Genomic DNA, 25112 nt, shown 5'->3' with positions numbered 1-25112 from the left:
TCTCCCTCATCGGCAAATCCCGCGCGCGGCGTCATCCCCCTTCATCTTGCCGTCCGCTTGTTCTATGGCCGCAATCCTCATTCCAGAAGGACGCCATTTTGATCCTGGACCTTGCCGCCGCCGCTTCGGGCGCCATTCAATTCAAAGATCTGGGTCTGGACCCGGTCGCGCTCAATCTGGGCTTCTTCACGCTGAAATGGTACAGCCTCGCCTATCTGGCGGGCATCCTGATCGGCTACTGGTATCTGCTGAAACTGGTGGAGCAGCCCGGATCGCCGATGGCGCGGCGCCATGCCGACGACATGATCTTCTATGCGACGCTGGGCATCATCATCGGCGGGCGGCTGGCCTATGTGATCTTCTACCAGCCCGAAATCCTGCGCAACCCGATCGATATCTTCAAGCTTTGGAATGGCGGCATGTCCTTCCATGGCGGGGCGCTAGGCGTGTCGCTGGGCATATTATACATGGCGTGGAAGGAAAAGCTGAGCTGGCTGCGCATCCATGACTATGTCGCCTGCGTCGTGCCCTTCGGCCTGTTCTTCGGCCGGCTCGCCAATTTCGTGAACGGCGAATTGTGGGGCAAGGAAACAGACGTGCCCTGGGCCATTATCTTCCCCACCGGCGGCCCCTTCCCCCGTCACCCCAGCCAGCTTTATGAAGCCGCGCTGGAAGGGATCGTCCTGTTCCTGATCCTCGCCTTCGCCTTCTGGAAGACCCGCGCGCGCTACAAGCCCGGCATGCTGGTCGGCATCTTCGTCTTTGGCTATGGCTGCTTCCGCTTCGCGATCGAATATGTGCGCGAAGCCGATTCCCAGCTGATGGAGTTCGCCGCCCGCACCGGCCTGCATATGGGCCAGTGGCTGTGCATCCCGATGATCGTCGGCGGCCTGTACCTGATCGTCACCGCCAAGGGCCGCCGCCTGCGCGTCGAGCCGGTGGCCGGGACCAGCAGTGTCGCCTGATCCCTTTCCGCCCGGATCGATCCCGCTGGCCGAACGGCTGGCGCGACAGATCGATTCGGGCGGGCCGATTTCCGTCGCGCACTATATGGGCGAGGCGAACCAGCATTATTACGCCACCCGCGACCCGCTGGGCGCGGAAGGCGATTTTACCACCGCGCCGGAAATCAGCCAGATGTTCGGCGAACTGGTGGGACTGGCGCTGGCTGACGTGTGGATGCGGTCGGGGCGGCGCGCCGATCCCGTCTATGCCGAACTGGGACCGGGGCGTGGCACGCTGGCGTCGGACGCGATCCGGGCGATGGAGCGCACGGCGCTGGCGCCCAAGGTGCATCTGGTGGAAACCAGCCCGACGCTGCGCGGCCGCCAGCGCGCCTTGCTTCCGCATGCGGTTCATCATGATTCCATCGAAAGCCTGCCCGATCAGGGGCCGTTGCTGATCGTCGCCAATGAATTTTTTGATGCCCTGCCCGTGCGCCAGTGCATCCGCGTCGGCGACGAATGGCGCGAGCGCGTCGTCATCCGGCGCGAGGAGGAAGGGCGGTTTATCCCCGTGGCCGGGTATCGCCGGATCGAATCGGGCCTGCCGCCGATCGCCAGCGAAGCGCCCGATGGCGCGATCATCGAAAGCCCGATCGCGGGCGCCAGCATCGCCTATGCGCTGGCCCATCGCATCGCCAGGCAGGGCGGCGCGGCGATCATCATCGACTATGGCTATGAAGGGCCGGCGCTGGGCGACACGTTGCAGGCGGTGAAGGCGCACCAGTTTGCCGATCCCTTCGCCGATCCGGGCGAAGTGGACCTGACCACCCATGTCGACTTCACCGTATTGGGCAATATGGCGCGGCAGGCGGGGCTGCGCGTGCATGGCCCGGTGGGTCAGGGCGAATTTCTGCGCCAGCTGGGCATTGACGGGCGCGCCGATCAACTGGCCCGCACCGCGCCGGAACGGGCCGCGGAAGTGGAAGCGGCCCGCCGCCGCCTGACGGGGGAGCAGGAAATGGGGACTTTGTTCAAGGCGATGGCCTGGACGCATCCCGACTGGGCCGATCCGGCGGGCTTTGCGCGGTAGAGCGTCGAATTTCAGAGCATCCCGCGTTAAGTACCGTTCGTGCTGAGTAGGGCCTGAGCTTGTCGGAGACCCGTATCGAAGCATCTATCCTTCGATACGCCATTTCGACTTCGCTCAATGGCTACTCAGGACGAACGGCGGTTAGGTATCTCCGAACTCCAAGCATAACTTATAGAGGAAGACTCAATCTTCCTGATGATAGCGGCTGAGGCGGCGGATGAAGCCGATGAGGCCGGTCTGGCGGCTGCGCTTCATGCGTTCGGCGTGCAGGATGGTTTGCACCCGCTGGAAGCAATCCTCCGCATCGACATTGCACAGGACATAGTCATAGCCGTCCCAGTGCGCGATCTCGTTGGCGGCGCGGGCCATGCGGCCCTCGATCACTTCATTGCTGTCGGTCGCGCGGCCGCGCAGGCGGCGCTCCAGTTCCTCCATCGAGGGCGGCAGGATGAAGATGCGGACCACATCGCCACCGGCAATCTGGTGCAATTGCTGCGCGCCCTGCCAGTCGATATCGAACAGCACGTCCTTGCCGGACTTGAGCATTTCTTCGACCGGCGCGCGCGGCGTGCCGTAGCGCTGGCCGAAGACATGCGCCCATTCCAGAAATTCCTGCTCGCCCGTCATCCGGCGAAATTCTTCCAGATCGACGAAATGATAGTCCTTGCCATCGACTTCGCCCGGCCGGATCGACCGGGTGGTGGCGGAAATCGACATGGACAGATCCGCCTCGGCCGCCAGCAATTTGCGCGCGATCGTCGATTTGCCCGCGCCCGAGGGCGAGGAAAGGACGAACAGCACGCCGCGGCGCTTGAAATCGGGAGTCTCGGAAAGGTTCGTGTCGGCCATGGCCGCTAGTGACGCCAGAGCGCCCTTTTTGCAAGAGGCGGCGTGCGGGCTTACTGCCCCTTGAGCGCCTTGCGCGCGCTTTCGATCGGGATGGCGCCGCCGCTCTGGTCGGACAGCAGCTTTTGCGCCTTCTTGCGCTTCAACTCCCGATTCGCTTCATATACCCGGCCCGCCATATAGGCGCCGGTCACGAACAGCGCGCCGGCGGGGTAGCGCATGATCAACCGCTTGGCTCCGGCCCCGGCGAGCAGACCGACCACGCCCTTCTTGCCCGTGGCTGCCGCGACCCGGGCCGCGACGATCGTCGCGCCGACACGGGCCGCCTTTCGCAACAGCCCGGCCTTTTTCGGCGGGCGGATCGTCACCAGCGGTGCGGCGGGGCCAGAGACGGGGCGGGGGGCTTTCCTCTTCATAGAGGATTAATGTACCGCAGCCCCACCGGTTCCGCCAGTTGATCTGGATCAGACCATATTTTCGGGGCGCACGAGGCGATCGAAGGTCGCTTCATCCACCAGCCCCAGTTCCAGCCCGGCTTCCTTGAGCGTCAGCCCCTTCTTGTGGGCATGCTTGGCGATGGTGGCGGCATTGTCATAGCCGATTTCGGGGGCCAGCGCCGTCACCAGCATCAGCGACCGGTTCACCAGATCGGCGATCCGCGCTTCATTGGCCTGCAAGCCGTCGACGCAGCGTTCGGCGAAGCTCTCCATGCCGACGCTGAGCAGATGGATGGAGCGCAGCACATTGGCGCCGATCAAGGGCATGAAGACATTCAGTTCGAAATGGCCCTGCATGCCGCCGACGGTGACGGCCTGATGATTGCCGATCACCTGCGCGGCCACCATGGTCAGCGACTCGCACTGGGTCGGGTTGACCTTGCCCGGCATGATCGAGCTGCCCGGTTCATTGGCGGGCAGGTCCAACTCGCCCAGCCCCGAGCGCGGCCCGGAGCCAAGGAAGCGGATGTCGTTGGCGATCTTGGTCAGGGCCACCGCCAGCGTGCTCAATGCGCCGGAGAAGAAGACGAGGCCGTCCTTGGCGGCAAGTTGTTCGAACTTGTTGGGCGCGCTTTCGAAGGCGGTGCCGGCAATGTCGCTGATCGCCGCCGTCATATCCTCCGCCCAGCCTTCAGGCGCGTTGAGGCCGGTGCCGACCGCCGTGCCGCCGATCGCCAGCTTGCGGATATTGCCGTTCAATGCGCCTTCGATCCGCGCCTTCGCGCTGACAAGCTGCGCGGCATAGCCGGAAAATTCCTGCCCCAGCGTCAGCGGCGTGGCATCCTGCGTATGGGTGCGGCCGATCTTGACGATATGGCCCCAGCCCTGCGCCTTGGCCGTGAGAGAGGCGGTCAGCTTTTCCAGCGCCGGGATCAGCAGGTCGCGCGTGGCGATCACGGTCGCGACATGCAGCGCGGTCGGGAAGCTGTCGTTGGACGACTGGCTCATATTCACATGGTCGTTGGGGTGGACCGGGCTCTTGCCGCCGCGGGTGCCGGCCAGTTGCTCATTGGCATAGCCGGCAATCACTTCATTGACGTTCATATTGGTCTGGGTGCCGCTGCCCGTCTGCCAGATGACGAGCGGAAACTGGTCGTCCAGCGCGCCGGAGACGATCTGCTGCGCGGCATTCTCGATTCCCGCGACGATCCCGGCATCCAGACCATGCCTGGCATTCACCCGCGCCGCCGCCTGCTTCACGATCGCCTGCGCATGGACGATGCCGATCGGCATGCGTTCGGTCAGGCCGAAGGGGAAATTTTCGATACTGCGCTGCGTCTGTGCGCCCCAATAGGCGTCGGCAGGAACTTCGATCGCGCCAATGCTGTCGGTTTCGGTGCGGGTGGCGGACATGCATTACTCCCAGTTAAGAATCAGTCGCAAAACTGGGTTGGATGTAGGGGGATATAGGGGAAATCCAAGGGTTAATGTGGAGAACGAATGATTTGTGGCAGCTAGCTTGGCCATTTAGTTCGTCAGCGCTTAGGCTCGGAAATAGGCATCTGCGAAGTGCCACGGCAATGCGCACCCAATCGAACAGAAATCGCCCGTTGGCAGAATAAGCGTACCGCGGTACAATCCCAGCGTGCTGCAAGCGATCAACTCACTGGACTCGATCACCGGCGTTAAGGCCGCTGCGCAGCTGCGTTCTCTCCGGTCGAAGATTGAACAAGAGATAGGTCGAGTCGCAGACGTGGTTCTTTTTGGATCGAGAGCACGAGGCGATGCGCGCCGAGGATCGGATTACGACATCGCCGTTTTGATCTCACCTGACCAAGATCAACATCAGATTGATCGTGCCGTGACGGCGCTCGCATTGCCGTTCATCCGAGCAGGCTTTCACTTTCGGCCGATCGTTCTAACCAATGATTTATTCGATCAAGCTGACTTGCATCCGCTCGCACGGAACATCGTGCGTGACGGTGTTTCAATCCGTTAGGCAAATGGCTAGCAAGAAGGAAAAGGCCAAGAAGCCTCGGCCAGAGGAACTCGCCTTCCTTCTTAACTTCGCCCGAGGGCGGCTCCGGCTAGGAGAGCTTCATCTTCGCGAAGCTGAATTGCTCATCAAGAGAAATGACACGCCGAACGCCTGTGCCCATGCGGCCTACTATGCGATGCACCATTGCGCCGCGGCGGCTCTCTATCTCGAAGGCAAGACCGGCAAAAGTGGGATGGTGGTCGAGAGCCACGAGCACGTGCTTCAGCATTATGCCAAATTGGTGGAGGGCGAAATCGCTCCACTTTCAGAGACAGCAGAGTGGCTCAATCAAGCGCGCGCATTGCGGGTTAAAGCCGATTACGGGATGGTTAACGGCGGCGCGACACGCGAGGACGCCCATGAGAGTTGGGTCAACGCTGTGACGTTCTTTAAGCTGTTTCACGAGAGATGGACTCTCGACATGCCTGCTGACGAGATGGAAAATCTCTCGCTTACACACAAGTTGAAGAAGCAGACGAAGGAGTAGAGGTCAATCGGTTCGCTACAACCAACCCATACTCGCAACAGCCCTTTTACTTCTTCTTCCCGAAGTCCACCGTCACGACGTTGGAGCCATCTTCGCTCGTCACCGTCGGCGCGTCATTTTCAGCGGCGTCATGGGGTTCGGGCAGTTCATCCGCCGCAACCTGAAACTGGAGGGCGAAATTGACGGCCGGGTCGACGAAGGCGGTGATCGCGCTGAAGGGGATGTAGAGGTGCGCCGCGACCTGATTGAAGGTCAGGCTGACCTCGAAATGGCGATCGCTGACCTTGAGATCCCAATATTTATTCTGGAGGACGATGGTCATTTCGTCCGGGAAGCGCTCGATCAGATGCTTGGGAATGTCGACACCGGGCGCCTGCGTCTTGAACGTGATGTAGAAATGATGCGCGCCGGGCAGGCCGCCCGACTGCTGCACTTCGCCCAGCACGCGGCCGACGACTGCGCGCAGGGCCTCCTGCACGATTTCGTCATAGGGAATCAGGCTATCGGGCAGGTCTTCACTCATGGCGCAATGTCCTAACGGCACGAAACCGACGGTCAACCCCGTCCTGACAGATTGCATGAATGGCGACACGCGCTATAGGGCGGCCATGCGCACGGCCGAGATTCACCGCAACACGGCGGAAACCCAGATCGACGTCACCGTCAACCTCGACGGGACTGGCCTCTATACGGTGTCGACGGGCATCGGCTTCTTCGATCATATGATCGAGCAGTTGTCGCGCCATTCGCTGATCGACATGGATGTGAAGACGGTCGGTGACCTGCATGTCGACCAGCATCACACGACCGAGGATACCGCGATCGCGATCGGCGAGGCGGTGGCCAAGGCGCTGGCCGACAAGCGCGGCATCAGTCGTTACGGCAGCGTCTATTCGCCGATGGACGAGACGCTGAGCCGCGTGGCGCTCGACATTTCGGGCCGCCCCTGGCTGGTGTGCAAACTGCCCTTCACCGTCACCAAGATCGGCGAATGGGACACGGAGATGGTGGAGCATTTCTTCCACAGCTTCGCGCAGGCGGCCGGCATTACGCTCCACATCGAGCTGCTCTATGGCAGCAACAATCATCATATCGTCGAAAGCGCGTTCAAGGGCCTGGCCCGCGCGCTGCGGCAGGCGGTGGAGATCGACCCGCGCAAGGCGGATGCGATCCCGTCCACCAAGGGCATTTTGTAAGCCTGAAGAAAGGGCCATTCCATGTTCGTCATCGCGCTGACCTATACCGCTTCGATCGAAGTGCTGGACGGGCATCTGGCGGATCATCGGGCGTGGCTCGACCAGGGAATTGCGGACGGCTGGCTGCTGCTCGCCGGGCGGCGCGAACCGCGCACCGGCGGTATCTTGCTGGCGCGCGGCACAAAGGCGGATATTCAGGAAAAGGCGGCGACCGATCCCTTCGTGGTGAACGGCGCGGCATCGTTCGAGCTGATCGAATTTCTGCCGGCGCGCGCCGCCAGCGTCAATCTGGACACGCTGCTGACATGACCATCGCCCTCATTGATTATGGCGCGGGCAATCTCCATTCGGTGCATAATGCCCTGCGCAAGGCGGGTGCGACGGATGTGATCATCACCGCAGATGCCGATGTGGTGGCGAAGGCCGACCGCATCGTGCTGCCGGGCGTGGGCGCCTTTCGCGCGTGCCGCGATGCGCTGGTCGCGATCCCCGGCATGGTGGACGCGATGAGCGAAGCGGTGCACGGGCGCGGCATCCCTTTTCTGGGCGTATGCGTGGGCATGCAGTTGCTGGCCGATGCGGGCGAGGAATTTGGCCGGCATGAGGGGCTGGGCTGGATTCCCGGCACGGTGCGGCTGGTCGAGCCGACCGATGCGACCGTGAAGGTGCCGCATATGGGCTGGAACGATGTGGTGCTGAATGGCGCCCCCCCTTTGATCGAAGCGGGCGAAGCCTATTTCCTGCACAGCTATCATTATGAAGCCGCTGATCCGGCGCATGTCGCTGCGGTGACCAATCATGGTGGATCGCTGGTCGCCGCCGTGGCGCGCGACACCATCATCGGCTGCCAGTTCCACCCGGAAAAGAGCCAGCGCTACGGGCTATCGTTTCTGTCGCGGTTTCTGGATTGGAAGCCGTGAGTCATTTGGAGCTGCGTGCTCCTGCGAAAGCAGGAGCCCAGGTCCGTCGTTTCAACTGGGCTCCTGCTTTCGCTGGAGCACGTCATTTGCAGATTTGGTGAGCGCATGTCCCTGATCGTCTTTCCCGCCATCGACCTTAAAGGCGGCCAGGTCGTCCGCCTGGCCGAGGGCGATATGGATCGTGCCACCGTCTATGGCGACAATCCGGCCGCGCAGGCGCTGCTGTTTGCCGAGAGCGGCGCGCAGCATCTGCATGTCGTGGATCTCGACGGCAGCTTTGCGGGGCATGCGGTCAACGCCGCAGCGGTCGAGGCGATCGTGGAAGCCTTTCCCGGCCATGTGCAACTGGGCGGCGGCATCCGCAACCGGGAAGCGGTGGAGCGCTGGTTCGACCTGGGCGTATCGCGCATCGTCATCGGCACGGCGGCGCTGAAAGACCCGGCCTTCGTCAAGGCGGTGGCGCGCGACTTTCCCGGCGGCATCGTCGTTGCGGTCGATGCGCGCGACGGCTTCGTCGCGACCGACGGTTGGGCGGAAAAGAGCGACATGCCGGTCATCGACCTGGCCCGCCGGTTCGAGGATGCGGGCGTCGCCAGCCTGCTCTTCACCGATGTGGGACGTGACGGATTGTTGAAAGGCGTGAATATCGACGCGACCGTGGATCTGGCTCGCGCCACCGACATGCCGGTGATCGCCAGCGGCGGCGTGGCAGGAATTGCGGATATCCGTATCCTGAGCCTCCATGCCGACGAAGGGATCGAAGGCGTCATCACCGGCCGCGCGCTGTATGACGGGCGGCTGGACCTGAAAACCGCGCTAGCGGTTGCGCAGGCGGCGGCGTGAGCGGCGCCGGCCTGGTCCCCCCCGGTACGGGGAGGGGGACCATGCGAAGCATGGTGGAGGGGGCTTGCCCCTTGCGCATCGCCATGGGGCCAACCCCCTCCACCACCGGCTGCGCCGGCGGTCCCCCTCCCCTTGCAGGGGAGGAATGATGACCGTCCGCACCCGTGTCATCCCCTGCCTCGACGTTGCCAATGGGCGCGTGGTGAAGGGCGTCAATTTCGTCGACCTGAAGGATGCCGGCGATCCGGTCGAACAGGCCAAGCTCTATGACGCGGCGGGGGCGGACGAACTCTGCTTCCTCGACATCACCGCCACCCATGAGGCGCGCGGGACCATATTGGACGTGGTGCGCCGCACCGCCGAAGTCTGCTTCATGCCCGTGACCGTGGGCGGCGGCGTGCGCAGCGCCGAGGATGCGCGCGCGTTGCTGCTGGCCGGCGCGGACAAGGTGGCGGTCAACAGCGCGGCGGTGGTGCGGCCCGAACTGGTCGCCGACATTGCCGACCGCTTCGGCAGCCAGTGCATCGTCGGATCGGTCGACGCCCGGCGGGTGGGCGACGATAAATGGGAAATCTTCACCCATGGCGGACGCAAGCCGACCGGCATCGACGCGCTGGAGCATGCGCTGAAGCTGGCCGAACTGGGCGCGGGCGAACTGCTCGTCACGTCGATGGACGGGGATGGCACGAAGCAGGGCTATGACCTGGCCCTGACCCGCGCCATTGCCGACGCGGTATCGGTGCCGGTGATCGCCAGCGGCGGCGTCGGCACGCTCGATCATCTGGTCGAAGGCGTGGTCGAAGGCCATGCCAGTGCGGTGCTGGCCGCCTCCATATTTCATTTCGGTCAACACACTATTGCTGAGGCGCATCAGGCTCTGGCGGCGGCGGGCATTCCGGTCCGCCACCACTAAGCTCTGGAAAAGCAGGCTTATGTCGGGTTAATTTACAGTAACCATATTTTCGGCGCAGCGGGCCATCCGGCCGGCCCCGGAAAAACGTCATCTCGCAAAATTGGCACGCAACCTGCGAAGGGAAGATCAGGGTCGTTTCAAAGCGATTATTTCTTCTTGAGACAGGGGTGAATATTATGAAAATCAGCAAAACTCTCCTCGCGATCGGGGCCGCAGGACTGATGGGCGCCGCCGTGCCCGCACCGGCGCAGGCCACCTGGTGGTGCTGGTTCGGCAAGTGCGGCGGCTCTTCGTCGGGCGGCACGACCAGCTCCGGCGGCACGACCAGCTCCGGCGGCACCACCAGTTCGGGTGGCACGACCAGTTCGGGCGGATCTTCGGGCGGCACGCCGACCCCGGTGCCCGAACCGGAACAGATGGCGCTGTTCGGCATGGGCGCAGCCGTACTGGTCGGCCGCCTGTTCATCGCGAACCGCAAGCGCAAATAATATAGTTGACGGGCCGCGCGCGCGGCGCTTGATGCAGGGCCATGCGCGCGACCCTTCAAACCCTGGAACAGACCATCCTCCAGCGACGGAAGGCCGACCCGTCCGCCTCCTATGTCGCCAAGCTCGCCGCAAAGGGCCGCGCCAAGATTGCGCAGAAGGTCGGCGAGGAAGCGGTGGAAGCCGTCATCGCCGCCATGGCGGACGATCGACAGGAACTGATCGGCGAGAGCGCCGACCTGATCTTTCACCTGATGATGTTGCTGGCCGATCTGGACGTGCCGTTCGACGCAGTGCTGAACGAACTGGACCGGCGCGAGGGCGTTTCGGGTGTCGCAGAGAAAGCCGCGCGCCAGAAGGATTGAACGGAAAGATGTGGCCCGCTTTGCGTTGATGCAGTTTGGCATCAGGCGCAGGGGAAGACATCATGGTCCGGACAGTCATCGGCGGATTGCTTGGCGGGATCGCCATGTTCATTACCGGATTTATCTTCTGGGGGACGCCGCTGTCCGCGCTGGCGTTCAGCCGCGCGGGCGATGAGGCCAGCGCCAATCTGCAAGCCGCCATGGCACAGGCGCTCACCCCGACCGGCACCGGCGTCTATATCATTCCCGATCCGGCGACGGCGCAGGGCACGATCCTCTATGGCCGTGGCCCGGTGGCGCAGGTCTTCTACAATAGCAGCGGTTTTCCGGTGATGGATGGCAGCGCGCTGATCGGCGGACTGATCCTGTCGCTGATCGTTGGCGTGCTGATTGCGCTGGCGCTGCGCTTTGCCCTGAGCGATTTCGCCAGCCGGGTGCGGGTGAGCATCCTGTTTGCGCTGGCGGCGGTGCTGTGGCTGCATATCGGGCAGGCCGTGTTCAACCATGCGCCCTGGGGCTATATCCTCTACCTCGCCTTCAGCGATTTCGTGGCGCTGGCGCTGGCCGGCCTGATCGCCGCGAAGCTGATGGAGGGCAAGGCAGGGATCGCCCGGCCGGACGACACCCTGCATTGACGGACGGGATCAGCGTGGTGCGGCATCCGCCGACCACGACAGGCCATAGTCTTCAAATTCTTCCGCGACCCTGGCATTCTGCTTGATGGCGGCCACGCGGTCGGCATCAGCTTTGCTGCGGTCGCCCTTGGCCGCCCAGGCCAGTGCCCGACCGTAAAAGGAGCCGGGGAAGCTGCCCCGTTTGGACAGAGCCGCATCATAATCGCGGATCGCATCATCCAGCCGGCCAAGGCGCAGCAGCACCAGACCACGACTGTCGAGATAGGGCGCGGCATCCTGCTGCGGGGCAAGGGCGGCGTCGCAGTCGGCCAGCGCGGCCTCCAACGCCGCGCGCGATGCGGCCGGCGATGTCGCCTTCATCCAGCATAGATTGTTCAGCAGGACCGGTACGCCCGCCACCTTTGTCCGCGCACTGGCGAAATCCTTGTCCGCCGCCGCCCGGTTACCCATCCGATCATAGGCAAGGCCCCGGCCAGCCAGATATTGGGCAACGTCGGGGAATTTGGAGAGCGCCTGGGAATAGGTGCGGACCGCGCCATCCGCATCGCCATTGTCCAGTTGCAGGCTGGCGCTGGCCGTTAGAATATTCACATCCTCCGGGTCGAGACGCAGGGCTTCGGCGAAATCCGCCTTCTTCCCGGCCAGATCGGTTCGGGGGCGCCGCTGTCCGCGATTGAGGTAGATATAGGCTTCCGGCTTGATGGCGATCGCCCGGTCATAGGCCTTGAGCGCCTGATCCCAGCGGCCGAAACTATGATATATGCTGGCGGCAGCGACATGGGCATAGCCGTCGTTCGGCAGAGCGCTTTCCAACGCCTCCGCCTCCTTCAGACCGGCATCGGTGTTGCCCTTGCCCCGGAAAATGGTGGCGCGGAACATGTAAAGTTCGCTCCAGCGCGGATCGAGCCGAAGCGCCGAAGCGGCATCCGCCAAGGCAGCATCGTCATTCCCGGCAGAACGCTGGGCAAAGGCGCGGTGCCCCAGCGCGAAGCCGTTATTCTCGCCAAACGCGAGCGATCGGGTGTATGCCTCAACCGCTTCCGGCCATTGCCCATTGCGTTCAGCCATCAGCCCCTGCGCGCTCGGCACGACCGGATTTTTGGGATTGAGCGCGGCCACCGCATCCAGATCCGCCTTGGCGGCGGCATAATCACCGGTCCAGACTTGGCTCATCCCGCGATTTGCGAGCGCCCATTCATTTTTCGGGTCCAGTTCCAGCGCCTTGTTGAAATCGACGATCGCCTCCTTGAACTGGCTGTTGTCCATGCGCATCCGGCCACGTTCGAAATAAGCCTTGGCATCGGCGGGCGTGGCGGCATTCATCGCCGCCAGTTCCTGCGGCGTCGCGCGATAGCCGGCGGGCTTGCGCAGATAGACGACCTTGTCCGCCAGCTTTCTGAGCGCCGCCTGCGCGGCGGGCGCATCGGCTGCCGGGAATTCCGGCATCAGGCTGCGTTCGGTGCGTTCGATGTGGAAGACATTGTCGTCGAGCTTGGCGGTCCGCTTATAGGCGATGCCGGCGACCGTTTCGTCCACATCGGCATTGTCCGCGCCCGCCTTGTCGACAAAGCCCGGCGGCAGCAGGATCGTTTCGCTCGCCTTATTATAATAAGGGAAGAGCACAGCGAAGGGCGCCTTCTGGTCCTGCCCGGTCTGCCGACTGAAATCGGCCTTGTACCCGACACGCATCTTGTCGGTTTCATACCAGCCATCGTCCCAGTCCATCTTCGCCAGACCCTGCATCGTCAGCCGTTGCTCGCCTGTCGCGGGATCGAAGGTCGCACTGGTCGACTGGACGTCGACGAAGTCATATTGCTCCTTCCAGTAACGCCGCAGCGCTTCCTCACGGGCGGCACCAGTCAGGCTGGCGAGCGCATTTTTCGTGCCGATCGCCGAATCGCCGGTCAAAACCGCCTCGACCTTGATCGGCGCGGGGATGGTGAGGCCGGCGGTCGCGTCGATCCGGATCGTCACTGTTTCGTCGGGCGTGGCGGACGGTTCGGGCACCATGCGCACCAGTGCTGCGCCCTTGGGCGTCAGGGGCAGGCCCCAGCCATAGGCGGGCACTTCCAGCCGGTCGAGATTGGTGTCGCCGGTGCGGGTGCCGTCCAGCCAATAGGTCTTCCCGCCGATCGTCGCGCGCACCAGCACATGGTTGAACAGGCCGACCATCGGCAGTCGCTGGTCGATGCCATCGCCCGACAGGGAATTGACCGCGACCGGATCGGCCGCGATGTCCAGCGCATGGAGCAGGCCCAGCAGCAGCGCCGTCTTGCCCTTGCAATCGCCATAGCGGCGCGACCATGTGGTTTCCGCATCGGCCGGGACCAGCCCGCCCGTCCCCATCGCCAGCGCGACATAACGCACCCGGTCCTGCACCAGCGCCAGCGCCGCCTGTGCCCGCAGCCTGGGATCGGCGGAGAGCGCAGCGATCCGGTCCAGTTCCGTCTTCAACGCGCCCTGCGCCGGCAGGGCCGCCGCCTTGTCATAGAGCGGCGCCAGCAAGGCGCCCAGATCCGCCCATGACCCAAAGTCGCTGAGTTCGACATAGCGACCCATGGCATAGCGGGCCGGCGCGCCCTTGGGCGGGATGATCGGTTCGATCGCGCCGGGCGCATAATCGACGCTCATCATGTCGCCCTTGCGCACCGGCCTGACCGACGGCATGTCCCGGCTGGCCTGCAGGCGGGCGGGCAGACTGGCGGGCCATTGCATGCGCAGCCGTGCCTGGCCGATCGGCATGGCGTTCCAGGCGCCCGCCACCTGTTCGACATGCCCCTGCATGGTCGGATCGGAACTGCTGACCGACATGGCAAATTCGACGATATCGCCAACCTGAAGCCCTTCGGGCTGAATATTGGCGGTCAGCACGCCATCCAGCGTCGCGCTTTCCAAATTCTGCTCGCGGCGCATGACCGTGAAGCTCTGGCTGGCAAGCACGTCGATCAACTGGTCACCGCGCCGGATCACCAACTTGTGGACGGTCAACTCTTCGGTTTCGGGTCGCCAGGGGAAGGAGATATTGCCGGCCGCAAGCCCCTGGGGCGTGCCGATCCGCATCGCCACGTCGGCATAGACGGTCTCCCGCCCCTTCTCCAGCTTCACCTGCTGGTCCGAACGGAGCAGCTCGACCGGCAGGTCGCCGTCCTTCTTCGCTTCCGGCAAGTCACCCGGCGCCACGACCCAGGCAGGCGCGGGCGCCAGCACCGGCTTGTCGGCTGCTCTGGCGCCGATGGTGGTCAGGCTGGTTGCGGCAAGCAATATGGCAAGATGCTTCATAAACCCCCGTTCGGCGCAAGACGCTCCGTCCCCACGAAGCCCGCCGGTCATCCCGTGATCTCAATATCCCGCCCGATTTGCAAGGATTTAGCGGTCGCGTTCCGCCATGCGGATCATGCAGGCGGCATGGCGGCGGGCGATGGCCATACGGTCCGCGCCATAGCCGCCGCCCATGGTGCTGGCGACGGGCAGACCCCGCCCCCGCGCCTGTCGCATGACGAAGCGGTCGCGGGCGTCCAGACCGGCATCGCTCAGCGCCAGTCGCCCCAGACGATCATCTTCATGCGGATCGATCCCGGCCTGATAGAGGATGAGGTCGGGACGGAAATCGTCCAGCACGCGCGGCAATATGTCCGTCAGCACCGCCAGATAGGCGTCGTCCCCGGTCCCGTCTTCCAGCCCGATGTCGAGCGTCGATCGCGCCTTTCGCACCGGGAAATTCTTTTCCGCGTGGATCGACAGAGTGAAGATGTCGCTGCGCCCCGCCAGCAGCGACGCGGTGCCGTCGCCCTGATGCACGTCGAGGTCGAGGATCAGGATGCGCGCCGCATCCCCCTCCGCAATCAACCGGTTGGCGGCGATGGCAAGGTCGTTGAACACGCAATAGCCCGCGCCGGTATCGGCCAGCGCATGGTGGCTGCCGCCCGCCGCATTGGCGGCATAGCCATGGGTCAGCGCCAGTTTCGCCGCCAGCCAGGTGCCGCCGGGCGACAGCAGCGATCGACGCATCACCCGGTCGGTCACGGGAAAGCCGATCCGCCGTTCCTTTTCCGGCGGCGCCGACAGGGTCAATACCTGTTCGACATAGGCGGGATCATGCACCGCTTCTATCCAGGAACGGGGCATTGGCTGTGGGGTATGACGCTGAAAAACGACGCCGCTTTCCGCCAGCGCATCCATCACCAGCCCATATTTGTCGAAACGAAAAGCGCTCCCATCCGTTGCAGGAGAGACATAGGCGGGATGGTGAATAACGTGCAGCATGATCTTTTCCCGCTATCGCGATTTGAACCGTGGCGGCTTTGCGCTATCTGGTCCAGCATGAACCGTCCCGATTTGATCCGTTTTTCGCTGCTGACGCTGCTTGGCGTCGGCACAACTCCGCTTGCGGCACAGACGCAGCCACCCGTGGTCGCGCCGACGCTGACGCCGCAAACCGTCCAGCCGCTGCCCGTGCCACCGCCGCCGGTGCCGATCCCGGCCCTGTCACCTTCGCAGGAAGACTGGGCCAATGGCTGGTTGCAGACCGGCGCGGCGCAGGGGCTGATGGCGCGGCAGAAGGCGAGCGGCCCGCTGAAGGGCGAGGCGCTGGTCAATGCCCTGCTCGATCGCGCAAAGGCGCTGGGCACTGGCCGGGTCGACAGCGCCGATTTTCTGGAAGTTTGGGCGCTGCGTCCTGCCGCCATCGATCCCCGCCCTGCCCTGGCCAAGGCGGTCAGCGAGGACCGGCTGCAACAATGGGCTAATGGCCTGACGCCGCCCTGGTCGGGCTATGACACGCTGCGCAAGGGCCTTATCAAATATGAGGCGATCCGCGACAAGGGCGGCTGGCCGACCCTGACCGCCAGCACATCGCCCGACGTGGTGCGCGCGCGCATCGCGCTGGAAGACCCCGCCGTCACCCAGAATGAAAATCTGGTCGACGTGATCCAGCGCGCCCAGCGCCGCTATGGGCTGGAGCCGACCGGTGCGCTGGGCGCCCGCACGCTCGAAGCGCTCAATGTCAGCGTGGACGACCGGATCGCCGCGATCATGGCGAATATGGAGCGGTGGCGCTGGATGCCGCGCAGCCTGCCGGTCAACCGGGTGCAGGTGAATATCGCCGCCGCCGTGCTGACCGTGTTCGAAGGCGACCAGCCGGTCACGTCGATGCGCGCCGTCACCGGCAGCCCGACCAACCAGACGCCGATGCTGACGTCCAGCATCCATTCGATCGTGGTCAATCCGCCCTGGAACGTACCGATGTCGATCGCCAATCGGGAATTGTTCCCCAAGGGGCGAGCGACGCTGATCAAGCAGGGTTACAAGATCGTCAAGACGCCCGAAGGCGGCGAACGCATCGTGCAACCAGCCGGCCCCGGCAGCGCGCTCGGCCGGTTGAAGTTCGATTTCAACAACCCCTTCGCCGTCTATCTGCACGACACGCCGTCGCGCGGCAAATTTTCCAGCTATGACCGGCTGGCCAGCCATGGCTGCATCCGGCTGGAAAAGCCGGTGGCGCTGGCCGAACGCATGGTATCCGCCGACCCCAATCTGAACGGCCAGATCCAGACGCTGATCGATGAGGGCAAGACGCAGCGCGTCTCGCTGCCCAGCCAGGTCGCGGTCTATCTGCTCTACTGGACCGCCTTTGCCGGCAATAATGGCACGGTCAGCTTCCGCGCCGATCCCTATGGCTGGGACAAGCTGCTGGCCCAGAAAATCGAGGCATCGAGCCGCCGGGTCGATCCCACCGCCGCCCCATCCCCCGCTATCGCATCGAAGGACTGACACCCCATGCGCAAAATTGCCCTTATCGCCCTCGCTGGCGCCCTCGCCCTTGCCGCCTGCGGCAAGAAGGAAGAGGAAGCGCCCATGACCAACAATCTGGTCGAGCCGCCGGTCGAAAATGTGATCGTCGACGAACCCGAAGCACCGTTGCCCGAAGTGCAAAATAATGCCGTCGCGACTCCGGTCGCGCCGCCGCCTTCCGTATCGGAACAGCAACAGATTCAGGATGATGCCGAAGCCACCGGGATGACGTCGCGCCTGCCCGAAGGCGGCGAACAGAGCCAGCCAGTGGACGGATCGAGCACGACAGGCAACTGAAACCGCCCGCCCCGGTCTTCAACCGGGGCGACGGCTTTGCTATATTGCGGCCATGGATCGCCGCAATTTTACGAAGTTCGCTTTAAGCGGACTCGCCTTTTCGTTTCTGTCGGACAGCATAGGTCGCGCCGCTCTGCCGACAGCATCAGAAACGCTTGGATCGAAAGCTCTGGCGCCTGAACCCGCGAGCCTCGCTCCGGTTCCGGCGACGCCGCGCGCCGTCGCAGAAAAACCCTATGCCCCGCTGCTGGAGCGGGCCAAGGCGGCGCTCGACAATCATGCCCATCGGTTCGAACTGCGCGATCGGGTGGCGATCGTCGATTTCGACGCCCCGTCAAAGGATATGCGGATGCATATCGTCGACCTGATCGGCGGGCAGACCAGCAGCTATCTGGTGTCGCACGGGCGCGGGTCCGATCCGGCCCATTCGGGCTGGCTGCACAGCTTTTCCAACGAACCCAATTCGCTGGCCAGCAGCCAGGGCGCGTTCAAGACCGGCGATATCTATGTCGGCCAGCATGGCCGGTCGATGCGGCTGATCGGCCTGGACGCACAGAACAACAATGCCGAATCGCGCGCCATCGTCGTCCATGGCGCCGATTATGTGAGCGAGGATCATGTCGCCGCCTGGGGCAAATGCGGCCGCAGCGAAGGCTGTTTCGCCGTGGCGCCGCATCTGGTGCCGCAGGTGCTGGCGCTGCTGGGGCCGGGGCGGATGCTCTATGCGGACAGGCTGGGCACGGCCTGAGCGTCTATTTGGAAAATGCGCGAAAGAGCGCATTTTCGATGCCGCACCGGCCCACACCCCCACCCGACCTCCCATCTAGAATACTATGTCTGGGCGATCGGGTGGCGGTGTGGGCCGGTGCAGAGGCGCATTTTCCAAAGAACAACTCTGCCTGCATCCTGCAAGGATCAGGGGATGACCAGTTCCATCCCGGCCTTCACCCGGTCGAGCGCCAGATAGCTGCTATAACTGGCGACCGAGTCATTCTCGGCGAACAGGCGGCGGGTGATTGCTTCGTAACTGCGCATGTCCGGCGCGACGATCAGTATGATGAAGCTGCGGCCGCCGGTGACATAATAGCATTGCTGCACGTCCGGGTCCGCGCGGAACAGCGCCTTGGCCTGATCCACCCGCGTCGCCTTTTCATCGACCAGATTGACCTCCACGATCGATGTGACGCCCAGCCCCACCGCATCGGGATCGACGATCGCGGCATTGGCGGCGATTACCCCATCCTTTTCCATCGCAGCGATGCGGCGCTGCACGGCGGCGGTGGACAGGTTCACCGCTTGCGCAATGGCGCGTTGCGGCATGCGATTGTCACGCTGGACGAGTCGCAAGATCGCCCGGTCGAAGGCATCGAGAGGGCGATAGGAGGGGCGAATAGCGGGCATGAACGAGTAATTGTTGCATTTAGCTGCCCAATCAAGAGCATTTTTCCCGCCCCAATGATGATAAAACCCGCATCGCACAAGGGGCAGGGCAGACGCGGCATGAGCAGGACGGACAATAGCAATATTTATGCGGGAATCGCCTGCGGCATGGGCGCGGGCGCGCTGTGGGGACTGGTGTTCCTGGCGCCGGAAGTGATCCGCGGCTTCAGTCCGTTGCAGCAGGCGGTCGGCCGCTATCTGGCCTATGGCGCGCTGTCGCTGATCCTGATCGCGCCGCGCTGGCGATCGATCGCCGGGCGCCTGACGCCGCGCCTGCTCTGGGCGCTGGCCTGGCTCGCGCTGGCGGGCAACCTCTTTTATTATGTGCTGCTGGCGAGCGCGGTGCAGATGGGCGGCATCGCCATGACATCGCTGGTGGTCGGCTTCCTGCCGGTGGCGGTGACGATCATCGGAAGTCGGGAAGCCGGGGCGCTCCCGCTGCGGCAATTGGCGCCCTCGCTGCTGCTGTGCGTCGCGGGCGCGCTCTGCATCGGCTGGCAGGCGGTTGTGATGCCGGGAGACGGGCCGGTCGCCACGCGGCTGACGGGCTTTTTCTGCGCGGTCGGCGCGCTCCTATCCTGGACCGCCTTCGCCATCGGCAATAATCACTGGCTGCGGCGGCAGCCGGATATGCAGGCGCAGGACTGGAATCTGCTGATCGGTCTGGCCACCGGAGCGCAGGCCCTGCTGTTCCTGCCGGTCGTGCTGCTGATCGGCCTGGGCGATCATGATGCGGCGGCCTGGACGAAGTTCGCTTCTGTCTCCTTCGCTGTCGCCCTGCTTGCCTCGATCGTCGGCAATGCGCTGTGGAACCGCATGAGCCGCCTGTTGCCCCTGACCATGGTCGGCCAGATGATCCTGTTCGAAACCGGCTTTGCGCTGCTCTATGGCTTCCTCTGGGAACAGCGCTTGCCGACGCCGCTGGAAGGGACCGCCTTCGCGCTCGTGATCGGCAGCGTGATCACCTGCATTGCCGCGCACCGGCGGCCGGTGGCGGCGGACGCGACGATCGCGGCCTGATTGCGTCCTTTCCCCTTTGACGGAATCGCTATAGGGCGCTTTTCATGACCAACATGTTTCTTGTGATGGGCGGCGGCGCGATTGGCTCGCTGGCGCGCTATCTGACCGGGCGGCTGGCGGGGCAATTGATGCCCGGCGCAGCCTGGCCCTGGGGCACCTTTTCCGTCAACCTGATCGGCGGCTTCGCCATGGGGCTGCTCGCCGGATGGCTGGCGCGCGGCAGCGCCGCATCAGGCGAACCGATCCGCCTGTTGCTGGGCGTGGGCGTGCTGGGCGGCTTCACCACCTTTTCCGCCTTCAGCCTGGAAACCATGCTGATGATCGAACGCGGGCAAGCGCCGCTGGCCATGGCCTATGCGGTCGCTTCGGTGATCGGCGCGGTCGGCGCGCTGGCGCTGGGCCTGACCGTGATACGGAGTGCCGTGGCATGAAGGGACGTCCTCCAGCCAAGGGTGGCACGGGCAAAAGCGGCACCGGCCCGCGCGGCGGCAAGCCGACGGGCGGCAAACCGTCGACCGGTCGTCCATCGGACCGCAAGTCCGCCGATCGCAAGCCCGTCGGCGCGCCGGGTCGCGGCAAGCCTTCCGGCCCGCGCAGAAGCGACGGCGACAAGCCCGCTTTCCGGCCCAAGGCGCCCGCCGCAGCCAAATCGGCCGTCGCCAAGCCCGCCGCGCCAAAGCCCGCTCCCGCCAAGCCCAATCCCGCCAAGGGCGTTTCGCTCGACGTGCGGCAGTTCCGGGTGAAGGCGGATGATGACGGCATCCGCCTCGACCGCTGGTTCCAGCGCCATCTGCCCGATGTCGGCTTCAATCTGGTGTCGCGCTGGTCGCGCACCGGCCAGCTCCGCGTCGATGGCGCGCGCGCCGCGCCGGGCGACCGCATCGTCGAAGGCCAGATGATCCGCGTGCCCCCCGCCGAAGCGAAGCCCGAAGCGGCGGAAAAGCCCAAGCGCGTCCGCGTGATCGATCTGACGCCGGACGAGATCGCCTATGCGCAGGAGATGGTGATCCATCGCGACGAACAGGCGATCGTCATCAACAAGCCCCCCGGCCTCGCCACGCAGGGCGGCACCAAGACCGACGAACATGTCGACAAGCTGCTCGACGGACTGCTGTTCGACGCCGAATCGCGCCCCAAGCTGGTCCACCGGCTGGACAAGGATACGTCGGGCGCGCTGCTGCTGGCCCGCTCCAGCCGCTCCGCCGCGCATTTCGCCAAGGCTTTCTCCAGCCGCACGGCGCGCAAGGTCTATTGGGCGCTGGTGATGGGCGTGCCGTCCATCAATGACGGCATGATCGAATTGCCGCTCGCCAAGCAGCCGGGCACCGGCGGCGAGAAGATGCATGTCGATCAGGAGGAGGGGCTGCCCGCCCGCACCCGCTATCGCGTGATCGAACGCGCCGGCAACCGCGCGGCCTGGGTCGAATTGCAACCCTATACCGGCCGCACCCACCAGTTGCGCGTGCATCTGGCCGCGATCGGCTTCCCGATCGTGGGCGACGGCAAATATGGCGGCAAGGATGCCTTCCTGTCCGGCACGATCAGCCGCAAGATGCATCTGCACGCCCGCCGCATCCGGGTTGACCATCCCGATGGTGGGCGGGTCGACGTGATGGCCGATCTGCCGACGCATTTCGCCAACAGTCTGCACGAACTGGGCTTCGACCTTTCCCTCGGCGACATGCCGCTGGACGACGAGATCGATCGCACCCCGACCCGCGAGGATGAAAAGCGGTTCGCGCGCCAGCATGCCAAGCAGGTTCGCAAGGATCGCAAGGGTGAGCGCCGGTCGCGAGGCGGCCCGAATAAGGGATGACGCCGGGCGCGCCCTATCGCTGGCGTGACGAGTCGGCGATCCGGGCCTTCGTGGCGCAAGCGGGCTTTGGCCTGCTGTGCGTCGCGGAGCCGGACAGGGTGCATGTCGTGCATCTGCCGCTCCTGTGGCTGGATGACCGGCGGATCGGGGTGCATATCCATCGCGCCAATCCGATAGTCCGGCATCTGGAGGGCCATCACGCGCTGATCGTCGTCACCGGCCCGCATGGCTATGTCAGCCCGGACTGGTATGGCCTGCCCGACAAGGTGCCGACCTGGAATTATCTGTCCGCCGAACTGCGCGGGCCGATGGCGCGGTTGGGTGATGACGCAACCATCGCGCAGATCGACGCGCTGAGCCATGATCAGGAAGCGCGGCTGGCGCCCAAGCCGGTGTGGTCGCGCGACAAGATGACGCCGGATAGTTTCGACCGGCTGCTGGGCGGCCTGATCGGCTTTTCCATGCAGGTGGAGACGATGCAGGGCACCGCCAAGCTGGGGCAGGACAAGCCGGAAGCCGCGCGCGCCGGCGTGGCGGATGCGCTGGAGGCCGGCGGTAATGGAGAATTGGCGGCGCTGATGCGGGCAACGATGACGGGCGCGGCGGCGACTGGGGCGGACATTGGGGCGGACGTGGCATGAGCAATCCCCTGGTCGTCTTCGATTGCGATGGCACGCTGGTCGACAGCCAGCATAGCATCTGCACGGCGATGGCCCGCGCGTTCGAGGATGTGAAGCTGGCCCCGCCGGAGCGGCTGGCGATCCTGTCGGTGGTCGGCCTGTCGCTGCCCGCGGCGATGGCGCGGCTGTTGCCGGAGGCGGAGAGCGATTTCCACGATCATCTGACGGAGCGCTACAAACAGGCCTTCCACGCCTTGCGGCGCGAAAATGCGGTGTCGGAACCGCTCTATCCCGGCATTGGCGATCTGGTGCGGGAGCTGGATGCGGCCGGATGGTTGCTGGGCGTGGCGACCGGCAAGTCCGATCGCGGGTTGAACCTCTGCCTCACCCATCATGGCATCATCGACCGGTTCGTGACGCTCCAGACCGCCGATCGCCACCCGTCCAAGCCACACCCCTCCATGCTGCTGACCGCCATGGTGGAAGCGGGCGCGACGCCCGAAACCACGGTTATGATCGGCGACACCAGTTTCGACATCGACATGGGGCTGGCGGCGGGCGCGCGCACGATCGGCGTGGGCTGGGGCTATCATCTGCCCGATGAACTGGTCGCGGCCGGCGCCCATGCCGTGGCGATGGACAGCGCGGCCTTGCGCGGCCATATCGGCGCGCCATGACCGACCTTCCTCCCCCGCCCCCGCCCGTCGATCCCGAAAAGATTGCGCGCCAGCGCCACTTCGCTATCGGCATTTTTCGCCTGTCGGGCGCCTTCATCGTGATGTTCGGCTTCCTCGCCATCATGCAGCGGTTCGACTGGGTACAGGGCAACCGGGCCAAGGCGTTCGGCGCGATCATGGTCGTCACCGGCCTGTTCCAGTTCGTCGTCGTTCCGCGCCTGCTGCTGGCGCTGTTCCGTCAGAGGCCGCCGCAATGAAGCGTTTCTATAGTGAGGTGACGATCGTCGAGGTCGAGGGCGGCTTCGCGATCCAGCTGGATGGCCGCCCGGTCCGCACCCCGGCGCGCGCCCTTCTGGCGCTGCCGACGCAGGCGCTGGCGGAGGCGGTTGCAGAGGAATGGCGGGCGCAGGGCGAGACGGTCGAACCCGCCTCCATGCCGATGACCGGGCTTGCCAATGCGGCGATCGACCATGTCGCGGCCAACAAGGCGGATTTCGCCGCCGGGGTGGCCCGCTATGCGCAGAGCGACCTGCTCTGCTATCGCGCCGATGGCCCCGATACTTTGGTCGCGCGGCAGGCCGCCGCGTGGGAGCCGCTGCTCGACTGGGCGCGGGCGCGCTATGGTGTCGCCTTCGCCGTGACGCAGGGAATCATCCCCGTGCCCCAGCCGGACGAGACGCTGGCCCGGCTGGAGGCGGCCGTCGTCGCGCTTGATTCCTTCACCCTGACCGGCCTGTCGACTTTGGTAACATTGAGCGGATCGCTGGTCTGCGGTCTGGCGCTGGTCGAGGGCGGGGAGGATCGCGATACGATCTGGCAGGCGGCGGAGATTGACGAGGCCTGGCAGGTCGAACAATGGGGCGAGGATGCCGAAGCCAGCGCCCGCAGCGCCGGCCGCGCGGCCGATTTCGCCACGGCCGCCGCTTTTTGCGCACTTGCCCGCGCCTGAGAGGCTGGAACCCGCGCGCCCTTTCGGTCATTCTGCCGATCGATGATGCGGGCGATAGGCCCCGACCGACTTTCACGCCATGAGGAGACCCAGAGCTTGGCGCAGATGCTGACCAGGTCCGTGCTGACCGCCCTTTTCGCCTTTGCGACCCCTGTTCTGGCCCAACTCCCGCCAGCGCCCCCGCCCGAGACGCCGCCGGAGGAAGCCGCTCCGGTCGAGGAAGCGGCCCCGGTCGCGCGCGAATTGACCTCTGCCGAAATCGCTGCCTTCAATCAGGCCGTGACCGACTTCACCGCCGGTCAGACCGCCCAGCAGCAGGGCGACAATCAGGGCGCGGTCGCCAAATATGACGCCGCGCTGCCCGCCATCCGTGTCGCGGTGGAGGCCGATGCGGCAAAGATGGACAATGTCAATTTCCTCGCCAACGCGCTTTATGCCGATGCCGCCGCCTATGGCGCGCTGGGGCAGATGGACAAGGTGATCCCGCTGCATGAAGAATCGCTGCCCTATTGGCGCAAGCTGGCCGAAGCGAAGCCGGAGGATGCGACGACCCGCACGATCCTGACCGGCATATTGGTCCAGATCGGCAATCAGAAGCTGGCCGATGCGGATGTCGCCGGGGCCGACCCCTATTATAACGAAGCGCTGCCGCTGGCGCGGCAGGGCGTGGAAGAAAAGCCGGGCGATCCGGCGGCGCGGAACCAGTTGCTGGCGGTGCTGATCGGCGCCTGCCAGACATCAATGGTGGAAGGCATGCGTGACGAAGCGATTAACCTCGGCAAGGAAATGATCGCCGACGGTAGCATCGATGCCGCCAACCGCCCTTCGATCGACGCGCTGACCGGCGCGGCGGGGTAAGAGGCAGCACGCATGGACCATGTGCCGCTTTTTCTCCAACGGCGTGTGCGGCCATTTCGGGTAGAAAGGCGACTGGTGACTTTCTATTCCCCGCCCGCTTGCTGGAGGGGGAGCGAGACTTAATGAGCGGAGCGAATTTAGTCGCAGCGGGGTGGGCATTTGCAGCGTCGCGCTGGCCCACCCCCTAACCCCCTCCCGTAAACGGGAGGGGGAACAAGGTCTGCACTCTGTCAACGAACTGGTAGCATTCCGTCACTTCTTCTCACGACGGAGAAGACTTTCACATATGAAGGCCAGGCTGAAGGCTGAAATGCTCAGCAGCACAAGCGGCCAGTTGCCCATAAGCGGGCCATCAAGGCGCTGAAGCCCAAGGCTTGCCATCAGGCCGACATAAGACAGCAGCAGCAACCATTTCGTCACTTTATTCAAAGCGAGCATCGTCACCT

Annotated in this window: 31 protein-coding genes; 23 read left to right on the top strand and 8 right to left on the bottom strand. The window is 64.6% G+C overall.

All coding sequences use genetic code 11. The features are described from left to right. Window positions 1–98: 98 nt before the first annotated feature. Both lgt and BMX92_RS16500 read left to right on the top strand, forming a co-directional pair. Window positions 99–965 carry a prolipoprotein diacylglyceryl transferase gene (gene lgt, locus BMX92_RS16505; protein ID WP_093018479.1) on the top strand — a complete coding sequence of 289 codons (867 nt, stop codon included), beginning with the start codon at window positions 99–101 and terminating at the stop codon, window positions 963–965. Then, window positions 955–2034, top strand: coding sequence for a class I SAM-dependent methyltransferase (locus BMX92_RS16500; protein WP_093018477.1), 1080 nt, complete (start codon window positions 955–957; stop codon window positions 2032–2034). Before lgt ends, BMX92_RS16500 begins: the two co-directional genes overlap by 11 nt. Before the next feature lie 183 nt (window positions 2035–2217). Here the strand turns inward: BMX92_RS16500 and gmk are convergent, their stop codons facing one another. From gmk to fumC, 3 genes are read right to left on the bottom strand one after another with little or no spacing between them, the layout of a single operon-like run. Continuing rightward, window positions 2218–2883, bottom strand: coding sequence for a guanylate kinase (gene gmk, locus BMX92_RS16495; protein WP_093018475.1), 666 nt, complete (start codon window positions 2881–2883; stop codon window positions 2218–2220). A 50-nt stretch (window positions 2884–2933) separates the two neighbouring features. Then, entirely contained in the window at window positions 2934–3296 is a 363-nt protein-coding gene (locus tag BMX92_RS16490) for a hypothetical protein (RefSeq protein WP_093018473.1), read from the bottom strand. A 48-nt stretch (window positions 3297–3344) separates the two neighbouring features. Then, window positions 3345–4730, bottom strand: coding sequence for a class II fumarate hydratase (fumC, locus tag BMX92_RS16485; protein WP_093018471.1), 1386 nt, complete (start codon window positions 4728–4730; stop codon window positions 3345–3347). Window positions 4731–4962: 232 nt separating this feature from the next. Here fumC and BMX92_RS16480 point away from each other — a divergent pair, with 232 nt between their 5' ends. Further along, the gene (locus BMX92_RS16480; RefSeq protein ID WP_218145798.1) at window positions 4963–5316 is read left to right on the top strand and encodes a nucleotidyltransferase family protein; all 354 of its coding nucleotides are present in this window, start codon (window positions 4963–4965) and stop codon (window positions 5314–5316) included. A gap of 4 nt (window positions 5317–5320) precedes the next feature. Next, the gene (locus BMX92_RS16475; protein ID WP_177185099.1) at window positions 5321–5842 is read left to right on the top strand and encodes a HEPN domain-containing protein; all 522 of its coding nucleotides are present in this window, start codon (window positions 5321–5323) and stop codon (window positions 5840–5842) included. Between the two features lie 46 nt (window positions 5843–5888). Here BMX92_RS16475 and BMX92_RS16470 read toward each other — a convergent pair whose 3' ends face one another. After that, a complete protein-coding gene (locus BMX92_RS16470; RefSeq protein WP_093018467.1) occupies window positions 5889–6365 on the bottom strand; it encodes an SspB family protein in 477 nt (158 codons plus the stop codon). An 85-nt stretch (window positions 6366–6450) separates the two neighbouring features. Here BMX92_RS16470 and hisB point away from each other — a divergent pair, with 85 nt between their 5' ends. The 8 genes from hisB (at window position 6451) to BMX92_RS16430 (ending at window position 11199) form a co-directional block, all read left to right on the top strand. Beyond that, window positions 6451–7038: an imidazoleglycerol-phosphate dehydratase HisB gene (gene hisB, locus BMX92_RS16465; protein WP_093018637.1), complete on the top strand. Its 588-nt coding sequence runs from the start codon at window positions 6451–6453 to the stop codon at window positions 7036–7038. 21 nt (window positions 7039–7059) lie between these two features. After that, window positions 7060–7347: a YciI family protein gene (locus BMX92_RS16460; protein ID WP_093018465.1), complete on the top strand. Its 288-nt coding sequence runs from the start codon at window positions 7060–7062 to the stop codon at window positions 7345–7347. Continuing rightward, the gene (gene hisH / locus BMX92_RS16455; RefSeq protein ID WP_093018463.1) at window positions 7344–7958 is read left to right on the top strand and encodes an imidazole glycerol phosphate synthase subunit HisH; all 615 of its coding nucleotides are present in this window, start codon (window positions 7344–7346) and stop codon (window positions 7956–7958) included. Before BMX92_RS16460 ends, hisH begins: the two co-directional genes overlap by 4 nt. 105 nt (window positions 7959–8063) lie before the next feature. Further along, window positions 8064–8801: a 1-(5-phosphoribosyl)-5-[(5-phosphoribosylamino)methylideneamino]imidazole-4-carboxamide isomerase gene (gene hisA, locus BMX92_RS16450; protein WP_093018462.1), complete on the top strand. Its 738-nt coding sequence runs from the start codon at window positions 8064–8066 to the stop codon at window positions 8799–8801. A 148-nt stretch (window positions 8802–8949) separates the two neighbouring features. Beyond that, on the top strand, window positions 8950–9714 hold the full coding sequence (hisF, locus tag BMX92_RS16445; protein ID WP_093018635.1) for an imidazole glycerol phosphate synthase subunit HisF: 765 nt from the start codon (window positions 8950–8952) through the stop codon (window positions 9712–9714). 176 nt (window positions 9715–9890) lie between these two features. Then, a complete protein-coding gene (locus BMX92_RS16440; protein ID WP_093018460.1) occupies window positions 9891–10202 on the top strand; it encodes a PEP-CTERM sorting domain-containing protein in 312 nt (103 codons plus the stop codon). Between the two features lie 41 nt (window positions 10203–10243). Further along, on the top strand, window positions 10244–10564 hold the full coding sequence (locus tag BMX92_RS16435; protein ID WP_093018459.1) for a phosphoribosyl-ATP diphosphatase: 321 nt from the start codon (window positions 10244–10246) through the stop codon (window positions 10562–10564). A gap of 62 nt (window positions 10565–10626) precedes the next feature. Further along, window positions 10627–11199, top strand: coding sequence for a hypothetical protein (locus BMX92_RS16430; RefSeq protein WP_177185098.1), 573 nt, complete (start codon window positions 10627–10629; stop codon window positions 11197–11199). Window positions 11200–11208: 9 nt separating this feature from the next. Here BMX92_RS16430 and BMX92_RS16425 read toward each other — a convergent pair whose 3' ends face one another. Both BMX92_RS16425 and BMX92_RS16420 read right to left on the bottom strand, forming a co-directional pair. Continuing rightward, window positions 11209–14478, bottom strand: coding sequence for a tetratricopeptide repeat protein (locus BMX92_RS16425; RefSeq protein ID WP_177185097.1), 3270 nt, complete (start codon window positions 14476–14478; stop codon window positions 11209–11211). 87 nt (window positions 14479–14565) lie between these two features. Then, window positions 14566–15462, bottom strand: a complete 897-nt coding sequence (locus BMX92_RS16420; protein ID WP_093018455.1) for a histone deacetylase family protein — start codon at window positions 15460–15462, stop codon at window positions 14566–14568. 57 nt (window positions 15463–15519) lie between these two features. On the opposite strand from BMX92_RS16420, the gene BMX92_RS16415 reads away from it, so the two are divergent. The 3 genes from BMX92_RS16415 to BMX92_RS16405 are packed head-to-tail and all read left to right on the top strand — an operon-like array spanning window position 15520 to window position 18034. Then, entirely contained in the window at window positions 15520–16968 is a 1449-nt protein-coding gene (locus BMX92_RS16415; RefSeq protein WP_093018453.1) for a L,D-transpeptidase family protein, read from the top strand. Between the two features lie 6 nt (window positions 16969–16974). Beyond that, on the top strand, window positions 16975–17286 hold the full coding sequence (locus BMX92_RS16410) for a hypothetical protein (RefSeq protein ID WP_093018451.1): 312 nt from the start codon (window positions 16975–16977) through the stop codon (window positions 17284–17286). Window positions 17287–17338: 52 nt separating this feature from the next. Next, window positions 17339–18034: a murein L,D-transpeptidase catalytic domain family protein gene (locus BMX92_RS16405; RefSeq protein WP_093018449.1), complete on the top strand. Its 696-nt coding sequence runs from the start codon at window positions 17339–17341 to the stop codon at window positions 18032–18034. Window positions 18035–18201: 167 nt separating this feature from the next. Here the strand turns inward: BMX92_RS16405 and BMX92_RS16400 are convergent, their stop codons facing one another. Then, window positions 18202–18687 carry an Lrp/AsnC family transcriptional regulator gene (locus BMX92_RS16400; protein WP_093018447.1) on the bottom strand — a complete coding sequence of 162 codons (486 nt, stop codon included), beginning with the start codon at window positions 18685–18687 and terminating at the stop codon, window positions 18202–18204. A 99-nt stretch (window positions 18688–18786) separates the two neighbouring features. On the opposite strand from BMX92_RS16400, the gene BMX92_RS16395 reads away from it, so the two are divergent. From BMX92_RS16395 to BMX92_RS16360, 8 genes are all read left to right on the top strand, one after another. Then, a complete protein-coding gene (locus BMX92_RS16395) occupies window positions 18787–19746 on the top strand; it encodes a DMT family transporter (protein ID WP_093018631.1) in 960 nt (319 codons plus the stop codon). A 44-nt stretch (window positions 19747–19790) separates the two neighbouring features. Beyond that, the gene (crcB, locus tag BMX92_RS16390) at window positions 19791–20177 is read left to right on the top strand and encodes a fluoride efflux transporter CrcB (protein WP_093018445.1); all 387 of its coding nucleotides are present in this window, start codon (window positions 19791–19793) and stop codon (window positions 20175–20177) included. Further along, on the top strand, window positions 20174–21562 hold the full coding sequence (locus tag BMX92_RS16385) for an RluA family pseudouridine synthase (RefSeq protein ID WP_093018443.1): 1389 nt from the start codon (window positions 20174–20176) through the stop codon (window positions 21560–21562). The genes crcB and BMX92_RS16385 overlap by 4 nt, the downstream gene beginning before the upstream one ends. Beyond that, complete coding sequence (locus tag BMX92_RS16380; RefSeq protein WP_093018441.1) at window positions 21559–22203, top strand: FMN-binding negative transcriptional regulator; 645 nt, start codon at window positions 21559–21561, stop codon at window positions 22201–22203. Before BMX92_RS16385 ends, BMX92_RS16380 begins: the two co-directional genes overlap by 4 nt. Further along, window positions 22200–22859 carry an HAD-IA family hydrolase gene (locus tag BMX92_RS16375; RefSeq protein WP_093018439.1) on the top strand — a complete coding sequence of 220 codons (660 nt, stop codon included), beginning with the start codon at window positions 22200–22202 and terminating at the stop codon, window positions 22857–22859. The genes BMX92_RS16380 and BMX92_RS16375 overlap by 4 nt, the downstream gene beginning before the upstream one ends. After that, window positions 22856–23116, top strand: a complete 261-nt coding sequence (locus BMX92_RS16370; RefSeq protein WP_093018437.1) for a hypothetical protein — start codon at window positions 22856–22858, stop codon at window positions 23114–23116. The genes BMX92_RS16375 and BMX92_RS16370 overlap by 4 nt, the downstream gene beginning before the upstream one ends. Next, window positions 23113–23808, top strand: a complete 696-nt coding sequence (locus BMX92_RS16365) for an ATP12 family chaperone protein (RefSeq protein ID WP_093018435.1) — start codon at window positions 23113–23115, stop codon at window positions 23806–23808. Before BMX92_RS16370 ends, BMX92_RS16365 begins: the two co-directional genes overlap by 4 nt. Before the next feature lie 105 nt (window positions 23809–23913). Further along, on the top strand, window positions 23914–24666 hold the full coding sequence (locus tag BMX92_RS16360; protein ID WP_093018629.1) for a hypothetical protein: 753 nt from the start codon (window positions 23914–23916) through the stop codon (window positions 24664–24666). A gap of 252 nt (window positions 24667–24918) precedes the next feature. Here the strand turns inward: BMX92_RS16360 and BMX92_RS16355 are convergent, their stop codons facing one another. Continuing rightward, complete coding sequence (locus BMX92_RS16355; RefSeq protein ID WP_093018433.1) at window positions 24919–25104, bottom strand: hypothetical protein; 186 nt, start codon at window positions 25102–25104, stop codon at window positions 24919–24921. Between the last annotated feature and the right edge of the window lie 8 nt (window positions 25105–25112).

Origin of the sequence: Sphingobium sp. YR768 (genome assembly GCF_900111125.1) — a bacterium.
Lineage (GTDB): Bacteria > Pseudomonadota > Alphaproteobacteria > Sphingomonadales > Sphingomonadaceae > Sphingobium.
Note: the sequence above shows the minus strand (reverse complement) of the source record. Positions and strands in the feature narration are given on the sequence as shown.

Bases quoted from the DNA above. Each gene is read 5' to 3' on its own strand.
- hisB (WP_093018637.1), top strand. From the start codon at position 6,451: ATGCGCACGGCCGAGATTCACCGCAACACGGCGGAAACCCAGATCGAC.
- BMX92_RS16355 (WP_093018433.1), bottom strand. From the start codon at position 25,104: ATGCTCGCTTTGAATAAAGTGACGAAATGGTTGCTGCTGCTGTCTTAT.
- hisA (WP_093018462.1), top strand. From the start codon at position 8,064: ATGTCCCTGATCGTCTTTCCCGCCATCGACCTTAAAGGCGGCCAGGTC.
- BMX92_RS16435 (WP_093018459.1), top strand. From the start codon at position 10,244: ATGCGCGCGACCCTTCAAACCCTGGAACAGACCATCCTCCAGCGACGG.
- BMX92_RS16410 (WP_093018451.1), top strand. From the start codon at position 16,975: ATGCGCAAAATTGCCCTTATCGCCCTCGCTGGCGCCCTCGCCCTTGCC.
- gmk (WP_093018475.1), bottom strand. From the start codon at position 2,883: ATGGCCGACACGAACCTTTCCGAGACTCCCGATTTCAAGCGCCGCGGC.
- BMX92_RS16460 (WP_093018465.1), top strand. From the start codon at position 7,060: ATGTTCGTCATCGCGCTGACCTATACCGCTTCGATCGAAGTGCTGGAC.
- BMX92_RS16360 (WP_093018629.1), top strand. From the start codon at position 23,914: ATGCTGACCAGGTCCGTGCTGACCGCCCTTTTCGCCTTTGCGACCCCT.
- BMX92_RS16400 (WP_093018447.1), bottom strand. From the start codon at position 18,687: ATGCCCGCTATTCGCCCCTCCTATCGCCCTCTCGATGCCTTCGACCGG.
- BMX92_RS16405 (WP_093018449.1), top strand. From the start codon at position 17,339: ATGGATCGCCGCAATTTTACGAAGTTCGCTTTAAGCGGACTCGCCTTT.
- BMX92_RS16375 (WP_093018439.1), top strand. From the start codon at position 22,200: ATGAGCAATCCCCTGGTCGTCTTCGATTGCGATGGCACGCTGGTCGAC.
- BMX92_RS16420 (WP_093018455.1), bottom strand. From the start codon at position 15,462: ATGCTGCACGTTATTCACCATCCCGCCTATGTCTCTCCTGCAACGGAT.
- fumC (WP_093018471.1), bottom strand. From the start codon at position 4,730: ATGTCCGCCACCCGCACCGAAACCGACAGCATTGGCGCGATCGAAGTT.
- BMX92_RS16415 (WP_093018453.1), top strand. From the start codon at position 15,520: ATGAACCGTCCCGATTTGATCCGTTTTTCGCTGCTGACGCTGCTTGGC.
- BMX92_RS16470 (WP_093018467.1), bottom strand. From the start codon at position 6,365: ATGAGTGAAGACCTGCCCGATAGCCTGATTCCCTATGACGAAATCGTG.
- BMX92_RS16370 (WP_093018437.1), top strand. From the start codon at position 22,856: ATGACCGACCTTCCTCCCCCGCCCCCGCCCGTCGATCCCGAAAAGATT.
- BMX92_RS16395 (WP_093018631.1), top strand. From the start codon at position 18,787: ATGAGCAGGACGGACAATAGCAATATTTATGCGGGAATCGCCTGCGGC.
- BMX92_RS16490 (WP_093018473.1), bottom strand. From the start codon at position 3,296: ATGAAGAGGAAAGCCCCCCGCCCCGTCTCTGGCCCCGCCGCACCGCTG.
- BMX92_RS16430 (WP_177185098.1), top strand. From the start codon at position 10,627: ATGGTCCGGACAGTCATCGGCGGATTGCTTGGCGGGATCGCCATGTTC.
- BMX92_RS16440 (WP_093018460.1), top strand. From the start codon at position 9,891: ATGAAAATCAGCAAAACTCTCCTCGCGATCGGGGCCGCAGGACTGATG.
- BMX92_RS16380 (WP_093018441.1), top strand. From the start codon at position 21,559: ATGACGCCGGGCGCGCCCTATCGCTGGCGTGACGAGTCGGCGATCCGG.
- crcB (WP_093018445.1), top strand. From the start codon at position 19,791: ATGACCAACATGTTTCTTGTGATGGGCGGCGGCGCGATTGGCTCGCTG.
- hisF (WP_093018635.1), top strand. From the start codon at position 8,950: ATGACCGTCCGCACCCGTGTCATCCCCTGCCTCGACGTTGCCAATGGG.
- BMX92_RS16425 (WP_177185097.1), bottom strand. From the start codon at position 14,478: ATGAAGCATCTTGCCATATTGCTTGCCGCAACCAGCCTGACCACCATC.
- BMX92_RS16365 (WP_093018435.1), top strand. From the start codon at position 23,113: ATGAAGCGTTTCTATAGTGAGGTGACGATCGTCGAGGTCGAGGGCGGC.
- BMX92_RS16475 (WP_177185099.1), top strand. From the start codon at position 5,321: ATGGCTAGCAAGAAGGAAAAGGCCAAGAAGCCTCGGCCAGAGGAACTC.
- hisH (WP_093018463.1), top strand. From the start codon at position 7,344: ATGACCATCGCCCTCATTGATTATGGCGCGGGCAATCTCCATTCGGTG.
- BMX92_RS16385 (WP_093018443.1), top strand. From the start codon at position 20,174: ATGAAGGGACGTCCTCCAGCCAAGGGTGGCACGGGCAAAAGCGGCACC.